The organism is Streptomyces sp. TOM-9 (assembly GCF_056858595.1).
On sequence record NZ_JBXEQB010000001.1, the window covers coordinates 6268850 to 6291247 of the forward strand.

19 protein-coding genes, 1 tRNA gene and 1 pseudogene are annotated in these 22398 nt (G+C 71.9%); 12 read left to right on the top strand and 9 right to left on the bottom strand.

Annotated features, from left to right (window positions below; translation table 11 throughout):
• Positions 1-107: 107 nt before the first annotated feature.
• The 6 genes from AC1VWI_RS29360 to pstS form a co-directional block, all read right to left on the bottom strand.
• Entirely contained in the window at positions 108-1196 is a 1089-nt protein-coding gene (locus AC1VWI_RS29360; protein WP_499514006.1) for a S1 family peptidase, read from the bottom strand.
• Positions 1197-1550: 354 nt separating this feature from the next.
• Positions 1551-2489, bottom strand: a complete 939-nt coding sequence (locus AC1VWI_RS29365) for a serine hydrolase (RefSeq protein ID WP_499514007.1) — start codon at positions 2487-2489, stop codon at positions 1551-1553.
• Between the two features lie 108 nt (positions 2490-2597).
• Positions 2598-3227 carry an alpha-ketoglutarate-dependent dioxygenase AlkB gene (locus AC1VWI_RS29370; RefSeq protein ID WP_499514008.1) on the bottom strand — a complete coding sequence of 210 codons (630 nt, stop codon included), beginning with the start codon at positions 3225-3227 and terminating at the stop codon, positions 2598-2600.
• A 34-nt stretch (positions 3228-3261) separates the two neighbouring features.
• Positions 3262-4152 (bottom strand): sigma-70 family RNA polymerase sigma factor, encoded by an 891-nt coding sequence (locus tag AC1VWI_RS29375; RefSeq protein ID WP_499514009.1) that lies wholly within the window; start codon positions 4150-4152, stop codon positions 3262-3264.
• 126 nt (positions 4153-4278) lie between these two features.
• A complete protein-coding gene (locus AC1VWI_RS29380; RefSeq protein WP_499514010.1) occupies positions 4279-4989 on the bottom strand; it encodes a DUF2470 domain-containing protein in 711 nt (236 codons plus the stop codon).
• A gap of 331 nt (positions 4990-5320) precedes the next feature.
• Entirely contained in the window at positions 5321-7516 is a 2196-nt protein-coding gene (gene pstS / locus AC1VWI_RS29385; protein WP_499514011.1) for a phosphate ABC transporter substrate-binding protein PstS, read from the bottom strand.
• A gap of 346 nt (positions 7517-7862) precedes the next feature.
• Here pstS and AC1VWI_RS29390 point away from each other — a divergent pair, with 346 nt between their 5' ends.
• Positions 7863-9788 carry an alpha/beta hydrolase family protein gene (locus AC1VWI_RS29390; protein ID WP_499514012.1) on the top strand — a complete coding sequence of 642 codons (1926 nt, stop codon included), beginning with the start codon at positions 7863-7865 and terminating at the stop codon, positions 9786-9788.
• Between the two features lie 13 nt (positions 9789-9801).
• On the opposite strand, the gene AC1VWI_RS29395 is transcribed toward AC1VWI_RS29390, so the two are convergent.
• Positions 9802-10452 carry a cysteine hydrolase family protein gene (locus tag AC1VWI_RS29395; protein WP_499514013.1) on the bottom strand — a complete coding sequence of 217 codons (651 nt, stop codon included), beginning with the start codon at positions 10450-10452 and terminating at the stop codon, positions 9802-9804.
• A gap of 447 nt (positions 10453-10899) precedes the next feature.
• Between AC1VWI_RS29395 and AC1VWI_RS29400 the strand changes: the two genes are divergently transcribed.
• From AC1VWI_RS29400 to AC1VWI_RS29415, 4 genes are all read left to right on the top strand, one after another.
• A complete protein-coding gene (locus AC1VWI_RS29400; RefSeq protein WP_499514014.1) occupies positions 10900-12120 on the top strand; it encodes a DUF6777 domain-containing protein in 1221 nt (406 codons plus the stop codon).
• Between the two features lie 255 nt (positions 12121-12375).
• Positions 12376-14397, top strand: a complete 2022-nt coding sequence (locus tag AC1VWI_RS29405) for a TPM domain-containing protein (RefSeq protein ID WP_499516947.1) — start codon at positions 12376-12378, stop codon at positions 14395-14397.
• Between the two features lie 44 nt (positions 14398-14441).
• On the top strand, positions 14442-15155 hold the full coding sequence (locus AC1VWI_RS29410) for a PspA/IM30 family protein (RefSeq protein WP_499514015.1): 714 nt from the start codon (positions 14442-14444) through the stop codon (positions 15153-15155).
• A gap of 403 nt (positions 15156-15558) precedes the next feature.
• Positions 15559-16287, top strand: coding sequence for an LAVTG motif-containing sortase-dependent surface protein (locus tag AC1VWI_RS29415; RefSeq protein ID WP_499514016.1), 729 nt, complete (start codon positions 15559-15561; stop codon positions 16285-16287).
• A gap of 149 nt (positions 16288-16436) precedes the next feature.
• Here AC1VWI_RS29415 and AC1VWI_RS29420 read toward each other — a convergent pair whose 3' ends face one another.
• The gene (locus AC1VWI_RS29420) at positions 16437-16667 is read right to left on the bottom strand and encodes a DUF397 domain-containing protein (RefSeq protein ID WP_499514017.1); all 231 of its coding nucleotides are present in this window, start codon (positions 16665-16667) and stop codon (positions 16437-16439) included.
• A 230-nt stretch (positions 16668-16897) separates the two neighbouring features.
• Between AC1VWI_RS29420 and AC1VWI_RS29425 the strand changes: the two genes are divergently transcribed.
• The 6 genes and pseudogenes from AC1VWI_RS29425 to AC1VWI_RS29450 all read left to right on the top strand — a co-directional run.
• A complete protein-coding gene (locus AC1VWI_RS29425) occupies positions 16898-17275 on the top strand; it encodes a bestrophin-like domain (RefSeq protein WP_499514018.1) in 378 nt (125 codons plus the stop codon).
• On the top strand, positions 17263-17469 hold the full coding sequence (locus AC1VWI_RS29430) for a bestrophin-like domain (protein ID WP_499514019.1): 207 nt from the start codon (positions 17263-17265) through the stop codon (positions 17467-17469). Before AC1VWI_RS29425 ends, AC1VWI_RS29430 begins: the two co-directional genes overlap by 13 nt.
• Before the next feature lie 94 nt (positions 17470-17563).
• Positions 17564-18415: an alpha/beta fold hydrolase gene (locus AC1VWI_RS29435; RefSeq protein ID WP_499514020.1), complete on the top strand. Its 852-nt coding sequence runs from the start codon at positions 17564-17566 to the stop codon at positions 18413-18415.
• Between the two features lie 482 nt (positions 18416-18897).
• Complete coding sequence (locus tag AC1VWI_RS29440) at positions 18898-19527, top strand: hypothetical protein (protein WP_499514021.1); 630 nt, start codon at positions 18898-18900, stop codon at positions 19525-19527.
• A 708-nt stretch (positions 19528-20235) separates the two neighbouring features.
• Positions 20236-21003, top strand: a complete 768-nt coding sequence (locus AC1VWI_RS29445) for a glycine-rich domain-containing protein (protein WP_499514022.1) — start codon at positions 20236-20238, stop codon at positions 21001-21003.
• A gap of 282 nt (positions 21004-21285) precedes the next feature.
• A pseudogene (locus tag AC1VWI_RS29450) lies at positions 21286-21426 on the top strand (tyrosine-type recombinase/integrase); the annotation flags it as partial.
• A 218-nt stretch (positions 21427-21644) separates the two neighbouring features.
• Here AC1VWI_RS29450 and AC1VWI_RS29455 read toward each other — a convergent pair.
• Positions 21645-21716: transfer RNA gene (locus tag AC1VWI_RS29455), tRNA-Arg, on the bottom strand.
• Positions 21717-21953: 237 nt separating this feature from the next.
• Between AC1VWI_RS29455 and AC1VWI_RS29460 the strand changes: the two genes are divergently transcribed.
• Complete coding sequence (locus tag AC1VWI_RS29460; protein ID WP_499516948.1) at positions 21954-22385, top strand: response regulator; 432 nt, start codon at positions 21954-21956, stop codon at positions 22383-22385.
• The last annotated feature ends 13 nt before the right edge of the window (positions 22386-22398 follow it).

The window sequence follows — 22398 nt, forward strand, 5'->3', positions numbered from 1 at the left end:
CCGCCCGTTCCCGCCCCGTCCCCACGCGGACGGCGGCGGCGCCGGACCCCCTCCCGGTCCCGGGGAGGGGTGTCCGGCGCCGCCGCTGCGCCGTGGCGCCGCGAGGGTCAGCCGATCTCGGCCCCGTACACCTCCAGCGCGTCCGTCACCGGCTGGAAGAACGTCTCCCCGCCGCCGGTGCAGTCGCCGCTGCCGCCGGAGGTCAGGCCGAGCGCGGTGCTGCCGGAGAAGAGGGCGCCGCCGCTGTCGCCGGGCTCGGCGCAGACGTCGGTCTGGATCAGCCCGGAGACCGAGCCCTCCTGGTAGTTGACGGTCGCGTCGAGCCCGGTGACCGTGCCGTCGTGCACCTGGGTGGTGCTGCCGCTGCGCCGCACGGCCTGGCCGACGGTCGGCGTGGCCGCCGACGTGATCTCCTGCGTCGAGCCGTTGTAGAGGTCGACCGCGCTGGGGTGGTCGACACCGGTGCCGGTGTACTTCACCAGCGCGTAGTCGTGGCCCGGGAACGTCGCGGCCTCGACCGAGCCGATCTCCTGTCCGCCGGAGCTGTCCGACCAGCTCTTGATGTCCACGCCGCAGTGACCCGCGGTGAGGAAGTACGGCTGTCCGTCCTTGACGACGTTGAAGCCGAGCGAACAGCGCGCGCCGGAGCCGAAGATGGCGTCGCCGCCGGCGATGAAGGGCGTGAACTCGCCCTTCGACTTGTGAATCCGGGCGGTCCCGGCGCCGAGGCCGTCGACCGCCTTGCCGAGCCGCGCCATCCCGGCCGCCGACACGGTTCGGTCGGCCGTCACGACCACCTGGTTGGTCCGCGGGTCGACGGACCAGGCCGTGCCGGGGATACGGGCCTCCAGGCCCAGGGTGCGCGTGGCGGAGCGCAGTTCGGCCATGGTGTTGGCGACCGTCTTCGGCACGGCGCCCGCCGCGCGCACGGTGTCGGCGGCCGCGGCGTCGAGCACGTTGACGACGAGCCGGTCGCTGCCGGCGTCGTAGTACGACCCCGCGGTGTCCTCGGTGCCGAGCTGCGAGGTGAGGTGCGCGGCCAGGGTCACCGCGGCCGCGGGCGTGAGGCTCTTGGGGGCGGGCGCCGGGCTCGGCGCCGCGTTGGCCTGGGGCAGCACGATCAGTGCCGCCAGCACGGCCGCCGCCCCGCTGCCCGCGAGCACGGCCTTCCGCCCGGATATTCGACGATGCTTCAAGTCCTGTACCTCCACGTGGGGGGATGGGCCGGCTCAACTACCGCCAACCCGGAGGAATTTGCGGTCCAAGGCGTCACATCCCGAAAAGAATGCGTGTCCACGCCAAGCAACGCCGTCGAGTATTCCGAGGCCGTTCCGTGACCGGCAAGGCAGGATTCCGGTCTCCACAGCCGCCTCACAAGACATCCCGATTCCCGGTGTGGAACCTTTCATTCCGCTGTGCGGGAGGGCTCCCGCCGCGCTGCGCGACGGGCCGGGCACATCCGGTGAGGACTACACCTGTCCGGTACCGCCTGCGCGAACGCCGACAGGCGCCCCCGCGGGGGCGCCTGTCGTGCCGTCGGTTCCGGTCTGCTACGTGCCGGGCGGGACGGCGGGGATCGCCTCCTGCGGCGTACGCGTCGTCGACTGCGTCCCCGCGGCGGTGGCCGCCGGGTTGAGGTCCCGGTGGACGACGCGGGCGACCGCCTCGATCGTGGCGACCCCGGTGTTCATGGTGCGGTTGTCCTGCGTCAGCACCGTGAGGGAGTAGTCGTGCCCCGAACCGGTGAACGCGCCGAGGCTGTGCACCCGCCAGCCGTGGGTGGCGCGCGGCAGCCAGCCGTTCTTCACGTGGACCGTCACCCCGCGCGGGGCGCCGGCGGGGGTGCCCCAGCGCTGCGTGCCGACCACCTTGTTCATCAGCTTCAGGACGTACGCCCGGGAGTTGTCGCTCAGCACCGCGTTCTTCGCCGTCACCAGGTCGAGCAGCCGCTGCTCGTCCTTCGCCGTGATCTGCGTGAGCCCCCAGTAGCCGTTGCTCCCCGGCACGGTGCGGGTCATGCCCGCGGCCTTCAGGAAGCCCTTCACCTTGGCCACCCCCAGCTGCCGCCACAGCTGCGTGGTCGCCGCGTTGTCCGACTTGGTGATCATCGCCGTGGCCAGCTTCACTTCACGCGCCGTCAGGTAGCGGTTGTGCTTCTTGTTGTCCCACAGCAGAGTGGCCAGCACCGTCACCTTCACGGTGCTCGCCGAGTCGAACCGCTGGTCCGCACGGAGCGTGCACACCGTCTTCGTCCTGCGGTCCCGCAGCGACAGGGCCACCGTCGCCGTCCTGCCGCGCAGCGCGTTGGTGATGTCGGTGCGCAGCTTCGCCGCGAGCCCCGCCTTGCCCGAGGTGCACACCACCGCCGGTGCCGCCGCCGCGGCGCTCCCCGCACCGGTTCCCACGACGGCCGTCGGCACGACCGCGCCCATCACGACCGCGACCGCCACCGCTCTCCCGGCGCGCCGCGCCGTCCGTCCCCGCCCCATGGCCCCTCCCCGTCATCCCCTGGACCCCGCTCCCGGGGCTCGCAGACGTTGACCCACGGCCGTGGGCGAAAGGTTGTACGGATACGGCACCGGGGTGCGGGGCGGGGGTCAGCGGACGCCGCGCGTGCGGAACTGGACGCTGATCCGCGGTCCCACGGCGCGCGTGCTCTTGGGGATCGCGTGCTCCCACGTCCGCTGGCAGGAGCCGCCCATCACCACGAGGTCGCCGTGCCCGAGCGGCAGCCGCATCGAGGCCGCGCCCCCGCCGCGGGGCCGCAGCGCCAGGTCGCGCGGGTCGCCGACGGACAGGATCGCCACCATCGTGTCCTGGGTCGCCGACCGTCCCGTCCGGTCCCCGTGCCAGGCGACGCTGTCCCGGCCGTCCCGGTAGAAGCAGAGCCCCGCCGTGACGAAGGGCTCGCCGAGCTCGTCCGCGTAATGGGCGTCGAGCGCGGCCCGGGCCTCGTCGAGGACGGGGTGCGGCAGCCGCTCACCCTCCCCGTAGAAGGCCAGCAGCCGGGGTACGTCCACCTCCCGCTCGTACATCTGCCGTCGTTCGGCCCGCCACGGGACCGAGCCGGCCAGTTCCTCGAACAGGGCGTCGGCCCCCTGCAGCCACCCGGGCAGCAGGTCGACCCACGCGCCGCTGCCGAGCCCGGTCCGCCGGAGGCCGTCCAGCGGACCGAGCAGCAACTCGTCGGTCTGGTCGAAGAGCGATCCCTGGAGCGGTGCGGTCATGCGTCCAGGGTAACCCCTCAATCGAACAAATGAGCTATTCGCCGAACGCGGCCAGGTCGAGCCCGGCCAGCCGCTCGGGATCGGCCAGGATGTCCAGCTCGACGACGAGCCCGTCCACGATCGTGAAGCCCATGACCGACACCACCCGGCCCTCCGCCACGGCGACCACCCCCGGCGCCCCGTTGACCAGTGCCGGCCGTGCGTGCAGGGCAGTCCGCCGGAAGGAGAGCGCCTGGCTCGCGACCGTCCGCGCGCCGCGCACCTCCCGGGTCGCCCCCGGGAAGGCGGCGCCGGTGTCCGCGCGCAGCACGACGTCCGGATGGAGCACCGCCACCAGTGCCTCGAAGTCGCCCGCGCGTGACGCCGCCAGGAACGCGCCGACCACCTCCCGCTGCCGGCCGAGGTCCGCGTCCGGCGCCGGTGCGGCCCCCTGCACCCGGCGCCGCGCCCGGCTGGCCAGCTGCCGCGCCGCCGCCGGCGTGCGCCCGACCATCGGGGCGATCGCCTCGAAGGGCACCGCGAACATGTCGTGCAGCACGAAGACGAGCCGCTCGGCGGGCGACAGCGTCTCCAGCACGACCAGCAGCGCCAGCCCCACCGAGTCCGCCAGCAGCGCCGCCTGTTCCGGGTCGCCGGCCGCGTCCTCCCGGCTCACCACCGGATCGGGCACCCGTACGTCGTCCAGCGACGACTCGCCCCGGGAGGTCCGCGAGCGCAGCATGTCCAGGCACACCCGGCCCACCACGGTCGTCAGCCAGCCGCCCAGGTTCCCGATCCCGTCCGCCCCGGCCCGGTTCAGCCGCAGCCACGCCTCCTGCACGGCGTCGTCCGCCTCGGCCAGCGACCCCAGCATGCGGTACGCCACCGCCCGCAGGTGCGCCCGGTTCTCCTCGAACCGCTCCGCCAGGAACTCCTTGTCGTCCATCGGTTCCATTCCCTCGTCGCGTTCCGCCGGCTTCCCTCGGCGCACTGACGAACCGGTCGCCTCCAATGTGACAGAGGGGTGTGACGGGGGCCGGGGCCACGGAGGGGCGGCGTCCGCGGCCCCTGGTCACCAGCCGGCGAACAGCCGTCCCCGGTGCGACGCGCGGCGGGCGCTGTTGAGCAGCGCCTGGATCTGGCTCCCCGCCTGGTCCGCGTTCTGCAGGCGGGACGGGAAGGGCAGGCGGGCGTCGGTGTGGCCGTTCGCGTACTCCACGCGCAGCGTGATCCCGTAACGGTCCACGGCCACGGGCAGGACCTGCCGCGCGCCGGGGGCGGGGGCGGGCTGCACCAGCCGCAGGAGCAGCGGCACCAGCTCCGCGTGGTCGTCCACCAGGTGCGTCAGCATCCCCGCCTCGGCCGTCGCCAGCGGGTCCGCCTCCGCCGTCGTCAGCTCGGCCAGGCCCACGGAGGCGGTGCCCTCCGCCGTCTCCAGCCTCGCGTGCACGAACTGCACGCACTGGCTGTCCGGGGCGTCCGCCCGGTACGGCGCGGCCGTCCAGCCGGTGACGGTCACGCGGGCCCGCACCCGGTCCCGTACCGGGGTGGGGGCGACGTCGGTGAACTCCAGCGAGATCGGGGTGCTCTCGGGGCCGAAGGCCGTCTCGAGGGGGTGCAGATGGACGTGGCCGGCGAGCGCCCGCGCGGTCAGCCGGGTGACCTCCGTGCGCTCCCGGTCGGTGACCACGGTCATGGAGTGGGCCGAGGCGAGGACGGACCGGATGCGTTCGGCGTGGGTCGGCCGGGCGGGAGCGAGGGGGGTGGTGGTCTTGCTGCGCATCCGGATCTCCGCAAGAGCTAGGTTAGGTTTGCCTAACCTAACCACATGTGCCCGGGTGTCGCCATCCCCCACGGGGCCGCACGTGCGCGGCGCGGCACGCGGGCGCGTTCCCTCCTCACGTCGCGGACCACGGCGCGGCGACCGGGCCGGCGTGAGACCGCCCCCGCTCCCACGCACAGCGCCACGAGGCCCGAAGCCCGCCGTGAACAGCCGCCGAGCCCGTGGTCGAGGCGGCCGGAGCCGAACCCCGACAGCGGTGCCGCACCCGCAGCGAAGGCGCCGACGCCAACCGCCACCAGCGCGTACGACAACCCCGGCGGCCTCCGGCTGCTCAGCCCAGCGCTCGTACCGCGTCCCGCACCTTCGCGGCGAGCGCCGCCGGCAGCCGGGCGTGACCCTGGCGTTCGGCGGCGGTCTGCCCCGGACCGCTGACCGCGTACAGCAGGAACGCCTTCAACGTCTCCAGGGAGGCGGGCTCGTTGCCCTTGTCGCAGACCACGGCGTAGCCGACCCGGGTGATCGGGTAGGCGCCGGGGGCCGCGCCCGTGCCGGCCAGGTCGAGCGCCAGGCCGCCGCCGCTCCCCGCCGTCCGCGCGGTGGCCAGGGCGCGCGTGGCGGTGGTGACGGCGGCCGCCACCGGCTCGGCCGCCCCGGTGTCCAGCCGTACCGCGTCGAGCCCTCCGGCCGAGGCGAAGTCCAGATAGCCGATCGCGCCCGGTTCCTGCGCGACCCGCGCGGCCACACCGTCCGCGCCGGCCACGCCCTCTGCTGCGCTCCCCGGCCAGTCGGACGCCGCCTCGTACGGCCACGCGTCCGGCGCCGCCTCCCGCAGGTACCCGGTGAACGTCCTCGTGCTGGTGGTGGCGTCGGCCCGGTGGACGGCCGTGATCGCCCGGGACGGCAGGGCGACGTCCGGATTGAGCACCGCGATCGCCGGGTCGTTCCAGCGGGTGATCCGCCCGTCGAAGACCTTCGCCAGCGTCGGCGGGTCCAGCACCAGCCCGTCCACCCCCGGCAGGTGGTAGACGACCGCCACCGGCGTGGCCAGCAACGGCAGGTCGACGGCCTTGCCGCCGCCCGTGCAGAGCTTCCCGGACTGCAGGACCTCCCCGGTCGCCAGCGGCACGTCGGAGAGCGCGAAGTCCGCCGTCCCCTGCAGGAACGCCATCGTTCCCGCACCCGAGCCCGTCGGCTGGTACGAGACCGTGGAGCCGGGGCAGGCGGCCTGGAAGCCGGCAGTCCACGCGTCCACAGCCCCGCTCACGGCGCTCGCCCCGCCGCCCGCGAGGGCGTCCCCGGCCCCCGGGCAGGAGAAGGACGCTTCCCCGGAGGACGCTCTCCGCTTCCCCGAGGGGCCCTGCGCCGCCGCGCCGTCCCCGTCCTTGCCGCCCGAGCCGTCGCGGTCGACGAGGAGGGGGATGCCCACCGCGAGCGACGCGGCGACCAGCACGGCGCCGGTCGCCAGGGCCACCCGTCTGCCGCGGGCCCGCCCGCGCGGCGCCGGAACCGGACCGGTGGGCCCCGCCTGGTCCACCGGTGGCGGCCCGAACGCCCCGGGGCGCGGCACCGGGCGGATGACCCGTGTGGCGGTGTCCCGGGGGCGGTCGGCCAGGGTGGGGGAGCGCTCCGGACCGGGCCCGGACCCGGGCTCGTCGGGCTCCGGCTCGTCGGGCTCCGGCTCCTCCGGCTCCGGCGGGGCGGGTTCCGGGTCCGGCCCGGATCCCCCGGCGCGGGCCAGCGTCAGGAAGGCCAGCAGCTCCTCCACCGAGGGGCGCTCCTGCGCGTCCTTGGCCAGGCACGGCGCCACGAAGGCGTGCAGTTCCTCCGGCAGCCCGGTCAGGTCCGGCTCCTCGTACACCACACGGAACCCGATCGCGTGCGAGCTGTCGCCGTCGAACGGGCCGTGGCCGGTCGCCGCGTACACCAGGACGGAACCCAGCGCGAAGACGTCGCACGCCGGGCCGACGGCGCCCGCACGGAACTGCTCGGGGGCCATGAAGGCGGGCGTGCCGACCATCGTCCCGGTCCTGGTCAGCCGCTCGGTGTCGGCGGCCCGGGCGATCCCGAAGTCGATGACGCGCGGCCCGTCCTCCGCCAGCAGCACATTGCCCGGCTTCAGGTCGCGGTGGACCAGCCCGGCCCGGTGGATGTCGCGCAGCGCCTCCACCAGACCCGCGCTCAGCCCCAGGACCTCCTCCGCCGGCAGCGGCCCCCGCTCCGCGACCCGCCGCGACAGCGCCGGTCCCGATACGAACAGGGTGGCCAGCCACGGCTGTTCCGCGTCGGCGTCGGCGTCGACCACGGGCGCCGTGAACGCCCCGCTGACCCGCCGCGCGGCCGCCACCTCGCGCCGGAACCGGTCCCGGAAGCCGGCGTCCTCGGCGAACTCGGGACGGACCACCTTGACCGCCAGCGCCCTCCCCGACACCGACCTGGCCAGGTAGACGACCCCCATCCCGCCCGTGCCCAGCCTGCCCTCCAGCAGGTACCCGCCGACGGACCGCGGATCCCCCTCCACCAGCGTCACCCGGTCGCTCCCTCCCCGCGCCCAGCAGCAGCACACAGCATAGGGAGCGGCCCCTCACCAGGGGCCCGTACCGGGCAGCCCGGACCTCACCGCCCGAGCGCGAACTCCTTGCCCTCCAGCGCGATCACCCGCGTGCGCACGCACCCCGGGGAGCAGGTCACCCCCCGCCGCCGGCAGGGCGCCGGGGCAGCCGTTCGCGAGGCGGTCCGGCCTCGTCGGCGACAGCTCCATGATCCTTCGAGCCTATCCACGGGTCGCGGGCTGCGGCAGGATCGGTTCCCAGCAGGAGGAACGCGAGACCCAAGTGGACGCTGCGGAGGGCACATTGACGGCACAGAGCGACATCGTGGCAAGGACGGTCCTGGACAGCGTCATACCGATGTTCCCGGCCCTCTCCCCGGACGGCGGCACGGTCGTCCACACGGCGCGGCCCCTCGCCATCGCGGACCGCCTGGCCAGTGCCCTGTGGGCGGTGCCCGCCGACGGCGGCGCCCCGGCGCGGCAGCTGACCGACGGCACGAGCTGGATCGGCGCCCCGCGCTGGACCCCGGACTCGGCGGCGGTCCTCTTCGTCACCGGCGGGCAACTGCACCGCGTACGCCTCGCCGCCGACGGCGGACCGGACGGCCCCGCCGAGGCCCTCACCGCCTGGCCCGGCGGCATCGCGAACCACCTGCCGCTCGCCGACGGCCGCACCGTCGCCCTGATCGCCGCCGACGCACCCGACGAGGCCGAGGACGACGACGTGATGGTGTGGACCGAGCGGACGGGCCCCGAGCCCTCCGCCCGCCTGCGCCTGCTCGACCTCGACAGCGGCGCCGTCCGCACCCTCGACACCCTCGGCGACCGGCACGTCGTCGAGGTGGCCGAGCGCCCCGACGGCGGCATGCTGGCCGTGCTCACCTGGGAGTGCGTGGAGGAGGACCCCGGCTCGCTCACCGCGGAGCTCCACCTCGTCGACACCGCCGCCTTCACCGTCCACGACCTCGGCCCGGCCGGGCACGCGGCGCAGCGCCCCGTCTGGTGGCGGGCCGAGGACGGCTGGCACCTCGCCCACCTGGCCACCACCCCGCCCGGCCTGGTCGGCTCCCCGGCCGTCCTGGACCGCGTGATCCCGGCCGACCCGGAGCAGCGGCCCCGGCCGGAGGCACGCGACCTGACCGCCGGCATGACCGTCTGCCCCACCGAACTCCTCCAGGTCGCCGACGGCCCGCCCCTGGCCGTCTTCGCCGACGGCCTGTACACCGCGCTGTTCCGGCTGGACCCCGGCGAGCGGCGCTTCCGCCGCCTGCACACCCGCCCGGGCATCGTCCACGCGCTCACCGCGAGCCGTACGGGCGGGACGGTCGCCGTGCTCGCGGGCACCGCGTACGAGCCCAAGGACGTCCACACCGGACCGCCCGACGGCCCGCTCACCCGGATCAGCGACACGCGCCCCGAGATCCGCGACATCCCGTGGGGCAGCCAGGAACGCCTCTCCTACAAGGCCTCCGACGGGCTCGCCCTCGACGGCCTGCTCCTCCTGCCGCCCGGCCGCACCCGCGAGGACGGCCCCTTCCCGTTGATCACCCTCGCGCACGGCGGCCCGTACGGGCGCTACAGCGACTCATGGCAGTTCCACATCGACCTGCCACCCGGCCAGCTCCTCGCCACCGCCGGCTACGCCGTCTTCCTCCCCAACCCCCGCGGCGGCGAGGGCCACGGCCACGCCTTCGCGGCCACCGCGACGGACGGCGCCGTCGGCGGGGCGGAATGGACCGACATCACCGAGGGCATCGACCTCCTCGTCGCCCAGGGCGTCGCCGACCCCGACCGCCTCGGCATCGGCGGCTGGAGCCACGGCGGCTACCTGGCCGCGTGGGCCGTCACGCAGACCGACCGCTTCAAGGCCGCGATCGTGGGCGCCGGCATCTGCGACTGGGGCATGCTGGCCGCGACCGGCGAGCAGGGGGCCGTCCGGGAGTCGGCGGGCAGCGGCAGCATCGGCTGGGAGGGCCCCGGACCCCACCCCCACGACCGCGTCAGCCCCGTCTCGTACGCCTCCCGTGTCCGTACCCCGGTCCTGATCCTCCACGGCGAGGACGACACCAATGTGCCGGTCAGCCAGGGCCTCTTCCTCCACCGGGCCCTGCGCCACCACGGCGTCCCCCACGAGTTCGTCGTCTACCCCGGCGAGGGCCACATGATCGGCGGACGCGGCCATCTGCTGGACCTGCTGCGCCGCAGCGTGGCCTGGTACGACCGCTGGCTCACCGCCCCGCAGCAGCCCTGACCCGCACCCGCCGCTACCGCCCTGCCCCGTACTCCTCGGTGCAGGGCGGCAGCACGTCGAGGAACTCCTCCGTGGTGAGGATGGCGTGCGCGTAGACCGGCGCGTTCACCTCGAAGGTCGCCTCCATCTCCGCCGGGCTGAAGGCGGCGATCGCGTCCCGCACCAGGGTGACGTGGTAGCCGAGCTCCTGGCCGAAGCGTGCCGTGGTGTCGACGCAGGTGTTGGCCCGCATCCCGATCAGCACGATGCGCGACAGCCGGTGCTGCTTCAGCTGGAAGTCCAGGTCCGTGTTGGCGAAGCCGCTCGACGACCAGTGCTCGTGCACCTGGATCTCGCCGTCCACGGGCTGGAAGTCGTGGTGGAACTCGCCGCCCCAGGAGCCCTGGGCGAAGACCTGCCCCTTGACGGTCGCCTCCTGGGCGGGGGAGAGGTGCTCCCACTCCTGGTAGTCCCCGGGGGCGGTGCGGCGGTGCGCGACGAAGAACGTCCGGATTCCGCGGGCCCGGGTGGCCGCGAGCACCTCACGCATGTGGTCGAGCAGCCCCACCTGCTCGGCCACCGCCTTCGCGCGGGGCCACAGTTTCCCGCCGTCGGACAGGAAGTCGTTGTACGGGTCGATCAGCAAGAGACCGGTGTTCGCGCTGGTGTATCCCACTGCTTCCATGTACCGATTCTCGTCCCCGACCCGCAGGGCCACCTGCGCAGCAGGTCACGCCACGGAAGCCGGTGCGGCGGCGACAGCTTCGCGGATGCCCCACTGCCGCCTTTCCGGAAGGGTGCACATAATGGAATCGGAGGGCGCACGGGAATCGACCTCAATTCCCGCTGCCCCACGTCTGGGGAGAGTGCCGTGAGTTCCATACCTCCTCCGCCCGAACGCCCCACCGGCCCTCCGTCCGGACCGCTGTCCGGCCGGCCGTCGGGTGAGCACCCACCGGTGACACCGGGCCCCCCGCCCCCACCGGCGGCGCCACCCCCCGGCCCGCCGCCACCACCAGGACCACCGGGCCCACCGGGTCCACCGGGCGGAGAACCCGGCCGCCACCGCGGACCCCCCGCCCCGTGGTGGCGGGCCCGCCGGACCCTCGTCACCGCGGGCACCGCGATGGTCGTGGCGGTCGCGGTGATCTTCGCCTTCTCGTTCCTGGGCGGCACCAAGGGCGGCGGCGAGATCTTCCTCCAGAACGCCTCCGCGGCAGGCCCGGACCCCTTCACCCCCTCCACGGCGGGCGAATCGGGCACCGCGGTCACCCCCACCATCACCCCCAACGAGTCCTCGGCCCCGGGCGGCACCCTCAAGGTGAGCGGCGCCCACCCGGGGCTTTACAGCGGCAAGCAGAACGAGTCCGCCTGCGACGTCGAGAAGCAGATCGCGTACCTCACCAAGGACCCGGCCCGCACCGCGGCCTTCGCCGACACCCTGAAGGTCGAGCCGCAGGACCTCCCCTCCCACCTGCGCGCGCTGACGCCGGTTCAGCTCAACTGGGACACCCGCGTCACCAGCCACGGCTTCAAGGACGGCCAGGCCACCGACTACCAGGCGATCCTCCAGGCCGGCACCCCCGTCATGGTCGACGACCACGGCGTCCCGGTGGTCCGCTGCACCTGCGGCAACCCGCTGAGTTCGCCCGACGCCGTCAACGGCACGCCTACGTACAGCGGCCGCCAGTGGGACACCTTCCGCGCGGCCGGCCTGGTGGCGGTCGTCCCGTCCGACAAGCCGATGATGACGCTCACGCTCTACGACCAGGACAGCAAGCGCTGGTTCGAGCGTCCCAGCGGCAAGGTCGAGGGCAAGCAGGACCACAAGGTCGAACCCCCCAAGGGCCAGCCGTCCGGCTCCCCGGTGCCGGTCCTTCCGTCGCCGTCCACGGGCTCGCAGCTGGAACCGCCGGGGAAGACGGCGCCGCCGCCGAGCGAGGAGAAGAAGCAGGAGGAGCCCAAGTCGCCGGGCACGGAGGAGCAGTCGCCGGAGAAGGGCAAGGAGGAGTCGCCGAAGGAGGAGTCCCCGAAGAGCGAGGAGCAGAAGAAGGAGGAAGGGGAATCCCCGAAGAAGGAAGAGTCGCCGAAGAGCGAGGAGCAGTCGCCGAAGGAGGAACCGAAGTCCCCGGAGTCCCCAGGCACGCAGGAGCAACCCAAGCCCCCGGCCACGCCCAACACCCCGGAACAGCCCCAGAAGCCCCCCTCCCAGCCCCAGCAGTCCGAACAGCCCGAACAGCCCGAACAGCCCCCGGCCCCGCCCAAGTCCTCCGGCGGAGGCGGCGGGACGGGCGACCAGCCCCAGCAACAGCAACCCCCCACCCAGCCCAAGTCCCCCGTCAAACCCAGCTGAGGCATCGGCGCATCGAGGACCGACGAGCTCGCGGAAGCAGGGACGTGAACGCCGTCGACCGGCTCGACGCATGACCGATGCCCCTCGTACGGCGATGTGCGGACGACCCAGCCCGGGACGTTCTCGGTCGCGGTGTGACAGAAGGGGTAATACGCTCACAAAGTGAGGCCGTACCGGAGCCGGGAACCGTCGCACGGAGGCGTTCGCACCTCGCACACCCTGCGTACCGCGTATGCCGTGATCGGCGCGCTGGCAATGCTCTGCTGGCTGGTTCTGCCCGCCGCAGGCGCCCGCGCCGACGATCCGATCGTGCTGTCGCGGACCGGCCAGATCACGGACAGGGTGGACGCGCTCGGCGACCGCAAGGGCGCCGTCGGAACGGCACTGAGGAATCTCGACGACGTGCACCGCGTGCAGCTCTACGTCGCCTACGTACGTGACTTCTCCGGCCGCTCAGCCCAGAACTGGGCCGACGCGACCGCCGAGCGCAACGGCCTCGGCCTGAACGACGTACTGCTGGCCGTCGCCACGCACGACCGGCAGTACGCGTATTCCGTGGACCGGGACTCGCAGCTGACCGACGCCCAGTTGCAAGACGTCGCGCAGACCGCGGTCGAACCGGCGCTGCGGCAGAACGACTGGGCAGGGGCGGCCATCGGCGCGGCGGACGGCATCGGCGCGGTCCTCGCGGGCATGCCCGTGCCCACCCCGGCGATCACCCCGGGCGAGGCCGACCCCGGTGGCGCCGGCAGCCACAGGGGTGCGGGTGATCTCTTTCTGCCGGTCGTGGTGATCGCAGCCGCGCTCGCCTTCGCCTGGTACGTGTACGCCCGGCGCAGGAAGCGCTCCGGGCCCCGTACCACCCAGGGCTGGGGGTCCCCCGGCCCGAGCGGAACCGAGAGCGTGCCCCTGCCCCTGCCCGAACTCGACCAGCGGGCCAGGGAGCTGCTCGTCGACACGGACGACGCGGTGCGCACCAGCACCGAGGAACTCGGATTCGCCACCGCCCAGTTCGGCGAAGAGGCGGCCGCGCCCTACAGTGAGGCGCTCGGGTATGCGCAGTCGCAGCTCACGGTGGCCTTCCGGCTGCGGCAGCAGCTCGACGACGCGATGCCCGAGGACGACGCGGCCAAGCGCCGCATGCTGGACGAGATCATCGCGCGGTGCACCGAGGCCAATCGCCGGCTCGACGCGGAGGCCGAGGGCTTCGACCGGCTGCGCGCGCTGGAGCAGAACGCGCCCCAGGCATTGGAGCACGCCGAGGCGGAGCTGCGGGACATCACCGGCCGCACCGACACCGCGCAGGCCACGCTCACCACGCTCGGCACGCGGTACGCAACCACCGCGGTCCAGCCCGTCACGGGCCACGTCGAGCAGGCCAGGGACCGGCTGGTGTTCGCCGCGACCCAGCTCGGCCAGGCCCGCGAGGCCGTCGCGGCGGGCGCGGGCGGCACGGCCGCGGTGCATCTGCGGGCCGCCGAGGGCGCCATCGACCAGGCGGGCACGTTCGTGGACGCCGTCGGCCGACTGGCCCAGGAGCTCGCGGAGGCGGCGGGCAAGCTGCCCGGCGCGCTGACGGAGACCGAGACCGACCTCGCGGAGGCGCGGGGCATGCTCGCCGGCACGCCCGAGGGCATCTCCACAGCCGACCTGTACGGCCGGATCGCCCGCGCCGAATCGGTCGTCGGCGAGGTGCGGACGCACATCGCCGCGGGACCGTACGACCCGATCGACGTACTGCGCCGCGTGGAGGAGGCCGACGCGGCCCTCGAGGAGGCCCTCACGGGAGCGCGCGCACACGAGGCCGGCAACCGCAGGGCCCGCTCCCTGCTCGACCAGGCCCTGCTCACCGCGCGCAGCGCCGTGGGCGCCGCTTCGGACTTCATCACGACCCACCGTGCGGCGGTGGGCAGCGAGGCCAGGACGCGTCTCGCCGAGGCACAGCGGCACCTCGAACTGGCGCAGGACTCCGATCCCACCGCCGCGCTCGCCGAGGCCCAGCGGGCGGATGCGCTGGCCCGCGCGGCGCAGCAGCAGGCCGAGGGGGACGTGCGCATGTACGGCAGTCCGTACGGCGATGCCATGGGCGGCCGCCGCGGGGGCAGCGGCATGGGCGGTGCGGTGCTCGGCGGCATCCTGCTCGGGGAGATCTTCGGCGGCATGGGCCGCGGGGCCGGCGGGGGCATGTTCGGCGGCGGGATCGGTGGGGGCGGCGGCCCCGGCAGCTTCGGCGGCGGCGGGACGCGCGGGCGGAGGGGCGGTGGCGGCAGGTTCTGAGCCAAGGCGTACGCAGACGGCAACCCAAGGAAGGGGTCGGTCCCATGACCAAGCAGACGATCTTCGGCCGCGTCGCACAGCTGGCGAAGGCGAACATCAATGCCCTGCTGGACCAGGCGGAAGACCCGCAGAAGATGCTCGACCAGCTGATCCGCGACTACAGCAACAACATCGACGAGGCCAAGCAGGCGGTCGCCACCACCATCGGCAATCTGCGCCTCCTGGAGCAGGACCACCAGGAGGACGTGGAGGCGGCCACCGAATGGGGCACCAAGGCGCTGGCCGCCAGCCGAAAGGCGGACGACCTGCGGGCCGCCGGCTCCGAAGCCGAGGCCGACGCGTTCGACCGCCTCGCCAAGGTGGCGCTGCAGCGCCAGCTCCAGGCCGGGCGCGAGGCGAAGGACGCCGAGCCCACGATCGCCATGCAGCGGGAGGTCGTCGACAAACTGAAGTTCGGCCTCGCCCAAATGGAGGTCAAGCTGACGGAACTCCACTCCAAGCGCGACCAGTTGGTGGCCCGCGCCAAGACCGCCCACGCGCAGAGCCAGATGCTGGACGCCGCCGAGAACATCAACGTGCTCGATCCCACCTCCGAGTTGAGCCGCTTCGAGGAAATAGTCCGCCGCGAGGAGGCCAGGGCACTCGGCCAGCAGGAACTCGCCGACTCCTCACTGGACGCCCAGTTCGAGCGCCTCGACACCATGGGCGACGCGGCCGAGATCGAAGCCCGCCTGGCCGCTCTCAAAGCCCACGCCTGACCGCAGGCCACCACCTCGCCGACTCCACCGTGGGCATGCAGCGACCGAGGTTGCCGAGCGGACGGCCAACAGCGTGGAGGTGCTGCTGAGTCGGTACGCGAAGTGCATCGACGGGCGGCAGGAGGTGGCCAATCGCCGTATCGAGGACTTGCTGCGCGAGTACGAGTGACCGACGGCGGGCTCCGGGGGTACCCAGGTGCGCACCGAGCGCGTACCGCCCGCCGTGCTGCTAGGCGCTTCTTCAAACGTGAACGGTGTGGCGTAATTGTTATGTCGGACCTATGGGGCGGTTGTGACGTAGTCCGACTAATGAGGTCAACCATTCCTTGACGTGCTGGTCAGCGAGGTGGAACCTGGCCGCCTCCCCCCGCATTCCGTTTCACACCCCACAGGTGGTACGCCCATGCGCGCCCTTTCCACGGCAGGCGCGGCGACGGCGGCCCTGGCAGCATCCCTGCTGTTGGCGCCCGCCGCCCTCGCCCACAACGCCCCCGGCGACAACGGCAATGTGAAGATCCACGACGCGAAGACCGGCGAGGAGCTGCACAACAACGAGCCGCACGTCTGCACTTTCTACCTCGACGGCTTCCAGTTCGACGGTGCCCAGAAGGCCGATTGGTCCATCGAGCGGTGGTCGCCGACCGACGGTCAGAAGGGCGAGACGGTGAAGTCCGGCTCGCTCACCCTCGACGGCTCCGGTCACGAGCGCACCGAAAACCTCGCGCTCGCGGACGGCCACTACAAGCTCTTCTGGAACTTCGACGGAGAGCACGGCCGCGCCAAGCACAAGGTCTTCTGGGTCGACTGCAAGGACGAGGGCAACGGCGGCGGGACGGTGCCCTCCGGCTCCGCTTCCCCGACCGCGTCCGCTCCGGAAGGCGGTGAGCAGCCGAGCGGCTCACCCTCGGGCTCCGCGTCGCCGTCGGCCTCTGCCCCGGCGGGCGGTGAGCAGCCGAACGGCTCGCCCTCCGCGACCGTCGCCCCGTCCGCTTCCGACTCCTCCGGCACGGAGAGCGGCGGGCTCGCCGAGACCGGCGCCCAGGTCGGTGGCATCGCCTTCGCCGCGCTGCTGCTGCTGGGTGCGGGTGCTGTGCTGGTGCTGCGCCGCCGCAAGGGCGCCGCACAGCACTGATCGACCGCACATTGCCGTCACGCGGCGCCGGCCCCGGGAAGGGTCCGGCGCCGCCGTCGTCTCAGGATGCCGTGGGCTCTCGGAACTTGAGGCGGTTGCCGAAGGGGTCCTCGGGTAGAACCGGCGGTCCTGGCTGCCGACGGCAATCTCTAGCCGAATTCGCCGTCACGCACGCCCAGTCGAAACGCGGCCCACTCCTCTGCGGTGAATCGGAGCGGCGGCAACTCCCGGTTCTGCGAATCGCGGACCGCAACCGCGCCGCCGCCGAGGTCTGCGACCTCCACACACGTCTTGTCCCACCTGTTGCTGTAGCTGCTCGTAACCCACGCCGCATCAGTCAGGTCTATTGCGTACAGCTCAGTCTTGGCTGCGTCCATCATGGGATCTCCTGTTGCAATCGGATGGACGTTCTCCTTTCAGCATCACCCTGATGGTCCTGATGCGCATCTCGCCTGAAGGCGCGGGCCGCACGAACGACCTGCGGCACTAGGTGCTGCTTCTGCGAGCGTCGGGGCCGGCGCGGCCAGTACTTCGACTACCTCGGTGATGTAGCGGTGGCGTTGGTCGTGCCGACCCTGAACGCGGCCGCGAGCTGGATAGAGTCGCTGACGTGGGACTTTGGCTACTCAACAACCTGGACACGGCCAGCCTCGCGATCCTCATCGTTGGCGGCGTTGTTGTTCTGTCGCTCGCCGCTTGCTTGGTGGCGCGCCGTGTCTTTCCCGAGTTGAGCAATGGCGTGACCAATGATGTGTCGCGCACGGTACTTGAACTGTTCGGAGCCATCTACGGAATCGTCCTTGCTTTCGTCATCGTGACCTTGTGGACCGATCTTGAGCAAGTTCAAGCAGTGGTGACCTCGGAGGCCACAGATCTCGCTGTGATCTCCCGCAACGCCCACGGTTTTCCAGACGATGTGCAGCAAAAATTGGACCGTGCGATCGGGGACTACGTCCACGCTATTGTGGAGGATGCGTGGCCGCGTTGATCGTCATGCTGATCACCTTGCTTTACGGGGTGGAGAGCCTCAAGGTGCAGCTGCTTTTCGTAGGGTCGATCGCGTTGCTGGTAGGCCTGAGCCTCACCCTCGTCCTCGTGCTTGAACACCCCTTCGCCGGCGAAGTCAGCGCGAGTCCCCATCCATTCATGGAAGGTCAGCTCAGCAAGTACTGGGGCAAGTGACGTGGTGAACTCCAGCGAGGGATCCGCCGGGGCCCCGCAACGGGCCGATGACCTGTGCGCAGGCAGCTCTCAGATCAAGGTCATGGGAGACGATATGAGGCTGGAGCTGCGTCGAGCTGACGGCGGCGTGATATCGGTCGAGGCGGTGGGGGAGCCGGACGCGCCTGCGGTGCTGTTCTGCCACGGGTTGGCCGACTCCGGGTTGACCGTGTACGCCTTGGCGGGCGCCGCCCGCACGCTCGGTCTGCGCCTCATCGCCCCGGACCGCCCCGGCATCGGCGGCACCGACGCCCGTCGCCTGCCGCGGGTCGTGGACTGGGCTGCGGAAGCCGCCTTGGTCCTGGACGCGTTGGAAGTCGGCTCGGTGGCGCTGCTCGGCGTTTCGGGCGGCGGAGCGTTCGCGGCGGCCTGCGCGTCCGAGCTACCTGACCGCGTCCGCAGCCTGCTGCTCATCGCGCCGCTTGGGCCGCCCGCCTGGCCCACGCGAGGGATGGCAACCGGGCAGCGCGCGTCCTTGCCGATCGCCCGGCACGCCCCAGCCTTCGGTGGCTGGTTTCTGGGCCGCCTGGCCACGCTGGCGCGCCGGACACCAGAGCTGTTCCTTCGCCTGGCGACCAGCGAGATGCCCGCCGGCGACCGGCGCGCCCTCGCCGAGCCGGACGCACGCGCGGCCTTCCTGGCCAACTACCTGCGAGCGTTCCACCGCGGAAGCTGGGGGGTCGCACAGGATCTGCGCCTACTGACCTCGACCTGGGGTTTCGACCTCGAATCGATCAGGGTGCCCACGTCGATCCACCACGGGGACGCCGACACCACCGTCCCGCTCCAGCACGCTCGCCGTTTCGCCGCGGCGATTCCGGGCGCACGCCTTCACATCCATCCCGGCCAGGGTCACTTCTCGATCCTTGCCGCACCCGAGCGGACGCTGGCGACACTCGCCGCATGACCGGTCCGTGAAGTGCGGGCGACGTTTGAGGGCGATCGGGTGCTTCTGCGGTCGGCAATGGCGCGACTCGCCCACAGTGCTCTGACGGTCCGGCCGGGCGATCGGAGTGGCTGACGTGCTCACCCCTCCTGCCCGGGACAGTGGCGCCGGTCATCGTGTCCGCTGCGCGGACCTACTGCGGGCCCCTGTCCGTGGGCGCCCTGGGGTGGCGAAATGATATTGACCCCCACTGCTTGCTCCGCTATCAGGAACGCCTCCTTCCGGCAAGTCCCGAGTTCTCGTGTCACGCGATCTCGGAACATGACGTGATCCCGCATTGGGCCTTGAATGGCACGTGGGTTCACGCAGAGCAGTTGTACGCCTGCATCATCCGGAAGTGAGTCAGGCGGTACGGCGGGATATGGCCCACCGTGAAAATGTCTGCGAATTATTAAAGCCGCCCGACGCACGCCGTTCCCCATGTCTCGCAAGGAGTGATTCTCATGGCTCGCCTCTCGTCAACGCAGCGCTTTCTGATGGTTGCCGGCGCGACTTCCCTGGCTGCAGGAGGCGTGCTGCTTCCCGCTAGTGCCTTCGCCGCCCCGGCGCCGTCGTCCGCCGGCATCAGGACAGTGACGGTGGCCGAGCCAGGCAATCACGGTAAGGCCGATACGGCGGAATGGGTGAAGACCACGGATTCCCCCACTGGCATCATGTTCAAACTTCCTGGAAAGGCCACCAAGGAGGAGATCGTCGAAGACGACATTACCTACGCCGCTCGCTCGTATTCGGTGACTGCCGCAGACGAAACCACCACCATCACCGTTAATGACGGGCCTACCTTGTCGGCGGATCTGGACTTGCAGCTTCAGTTCCTCCTGAACGCCAACAACGACTACCCCGACGACGACCTCAAGGCGACCAACATCAAGAAGAGCACGGTCAATGGCCATGCGGTCCTCGATGCTCGTGTCACCAACCCCGCTGTCGCCGACTGGGTTGGTTTCATCCGCATCATCAGCGACGACGACCATGTCGTTAACGTCGCAACCGACGCTCCCGCGGCGGACGAGCAGGCAGCGAGCCAGACGCATCAGAGGGCCCGCGACAGCGTCCGCTTCCCCGGGCGTTGAGCCAGGGACCATGATCCACGAATCCCCTCGCCAATCGGGGGAGTGGACCGGCCGGCGCTCCCGGAGGAACTGTCAGACACGGTCCGTCGAATGTGGCGGGCTGACCTTGGCGAACGCTCCAAGATCCTGTCAACGTACTGTCCACAGACCCCGTCATACGGCCACTTCCGGCGGCACACGGCTGCGCATACGCAAAGACCCCGCACTCAGCGTCTTGGCTGGTGGCGGGGTCTTTTGACACCTAGTACAAGGTGCCCCCGGCAGGATTGGAACCTGCGCACACAGCTCCGGAGCGCAGGCGTGAGGAGTGTGGCAGAGCGCCTCCGAACTGAGCAGACGCCCAGGGCGCGCTGCCGGCACGCGTTCCTTGCTCGCTGCTCACCCGGAGGTCGGGTTCGCGGGGCGAGCGTCGCAGCGGCCGAACGGTGCAGCGCGGGCGCGGCTGGCGGAGGGTTCGCCGAGATCACCCAGTCGGCTACCGAAAGTGCACATCATGTAACTCAGAGGAATTCTTGCTGTGGGTTCGTTGCTGCCCCACGGCAGCTCCCCTTCGGGGAGGCGGCGCGGGCCGCCCGTTGAGAGCCCATTCCTGGAGGTGACGTGTTGTACCGAATAACCAGGCCCCAGGCCTCGATACGGCGGCGCTCAGGCTGTGTGCGCGTGTGGTCGGTAGCCGCGAGCGTGGCACTGGCGTCCGGTGTGACGGGTATGGCGTACGCCGATACCACGGGACATGTTGCGGCGGTCGAGGAGCATGACGCCCAACAGACAGCCTTCTCGTGCTTCTCCGTCCCGGCCTCGCCCGGCTACTGCCCGAAGCCCCCGGGCCGCCCTGGCCCTCCCGGACCCCCAGGACCCCCAGGACCCCCAGGACCGCCTGGTCCTCCCGGGCCCGGTGCCGAGCACGACCTGTTGCTATTCGCCAGCAGCAGGGAATTCGTCCCGCCCGCCGGGGTCACCAAGGTCTTCGTCCAGTTGTGGGGCGCCGGCGGCGGTGGTGGTGGACTACTCGGAGACATCACTGTCGGCGCTGGCGGAGGTGCTGGTGGCCTCGCCTGGTGCGCCGTACCCGTGCAGCCGGGGTCGGCGTACGAGGTAACCGTCGGTCAGGGCGGGACCGGCGGGCCGCCGCTTATGCCCGGCACAGCCGGGTCGGATAGCACCGTGAGCGGCCCCGGCGGCCAGATACTCGCGAGCGCCAACGGCGGCGCCGGCGGGGCCTTCGCATTTCCCCCCGTGCCCACTCCCGGCGGGAACGGGGACTGTCCGACCGGTGGGTTGGCCTATCAGGGCGCGGCCGGCCAGCGTTACGCCTTCGAGAACCCTGGACCAAATGCCGGCCAGGGGGGCAGCCCGGGGGTCAACGGCATTGTGCCCGCGCCGCCGGGTGTGAGCCTGGGCGGTGACGGCGCGAGGGAAACTCCAGCCACACCTGCCGCAAACGGCGCCAACGGATACGTACTCATCTGGTGGTAGCCAACGCCATACGGCGGGCCCGGCGTGTCGTCAGGCATACCGGGCCAGCCCGGCCAGGAGCCAGCGGCCCCCCCAGTGGCGTTCGCGTCGGCTGGTGTCTTCCCCTTCTTGCAGACCGCACTGTCTTGGTGGCGCTTGGCGCCACCGATGCCGGTCGTCCGCGCTGGCGACGCTTGCTGTGTAGTTCCTGCTGCGCATCGCTCCCGACCCAGCGGCATCGGGCGCACAGGCTTGACGGACCGGCGCTACCTTCCACCGGCACCAGGACCTCCGCGTGAGGCTTCGACGTGGCTGAACGCCACCGAGGTTGCCGACGGCGGCCACAGTGCAGAGGTGCTGCTGAGTCGGTACGCCAAGTGCATCGACGGCCGGCAGGAGGTCGCCAACCGCCGCATCGAGGACCTGCTGCGCGCGTACGAGTGACGGCCCGCGGAGTTCTGCGATCCTGGCCCCCTGGACCTGTCCGGGGGCCTTCGCTGTTTTCGGGGGCTGACCTGGGCCGATGGCTCAAGATCCTGTCCACGTATTGTCCACAGACCCCGTCCTACGCCCACTTTCGGCGACACACGCCTGCGCATACGCAAAGACCCCGCACTCAGCGTCTTCGCTGGTGGCGGGGTCTTTTGGCACCTCGTACAAGGTGCCCCCGGCAGGATTCGAACCTGCGCACACGGCTCCGGAGGCCGTTGCTCTATCCCCTGAGCTACGGGGGCGTGTCGGCCGCTGTGGCGGCGACGGGTGAAACCTTACCAGCCTGGAAGGGGTGTCCGTGTACAGGGTTTCCGGGGAGGCGGGTTGCGGGTGGGGAGGGGGTGGCGGGCGTGCCTCGCGCCGCGTGCCGGTGGCATAGCCCATGGCGGCGGCGCGTGTCCGGCGCACCGGGGCGGGGTCCCCCGGTCGGGGAAGGAATGGGGAAAACGCGGACGCATCCGATCCGGCGCGCCTAGGCTCTGAATGTGCCGGGCGAGTCCGGCCGGGTGCTTGTCGTCGACGACAACAAGGTCATCCGGCAGCTGATCAGGGTCAACCTCGAGCTGGAGGGCTTCGAGGTCGTGACCGCGGCCGATGGTGCCGAATGCCTGGACGTGGTGCAGCAGGTGCGCCCCGATGTGGTGACGCTGGACGTCGTCATGCCGCGCCTGGACGGGATACGGACGGCGGCCCGCCTCCGCTCGGACCCCCGCACCCGTGACGTGCGGATCGTCGTGGTCAGTGCCTGCACCCAGGCCGAGGTGGAGCGCGGCGTCGCCGCCGGGGTGGACGCCTTCCTCAGCAAGCCCTTCGAGCCCGGCGAGCTGCTCAACGTGGTGCGCAGGCTCGTCGACAAGGACATCGACGCACCCCAGCAGGGCGCGTCGGCGGGCACCCCGGGCACTGCCTGACCGCGGGTGACCA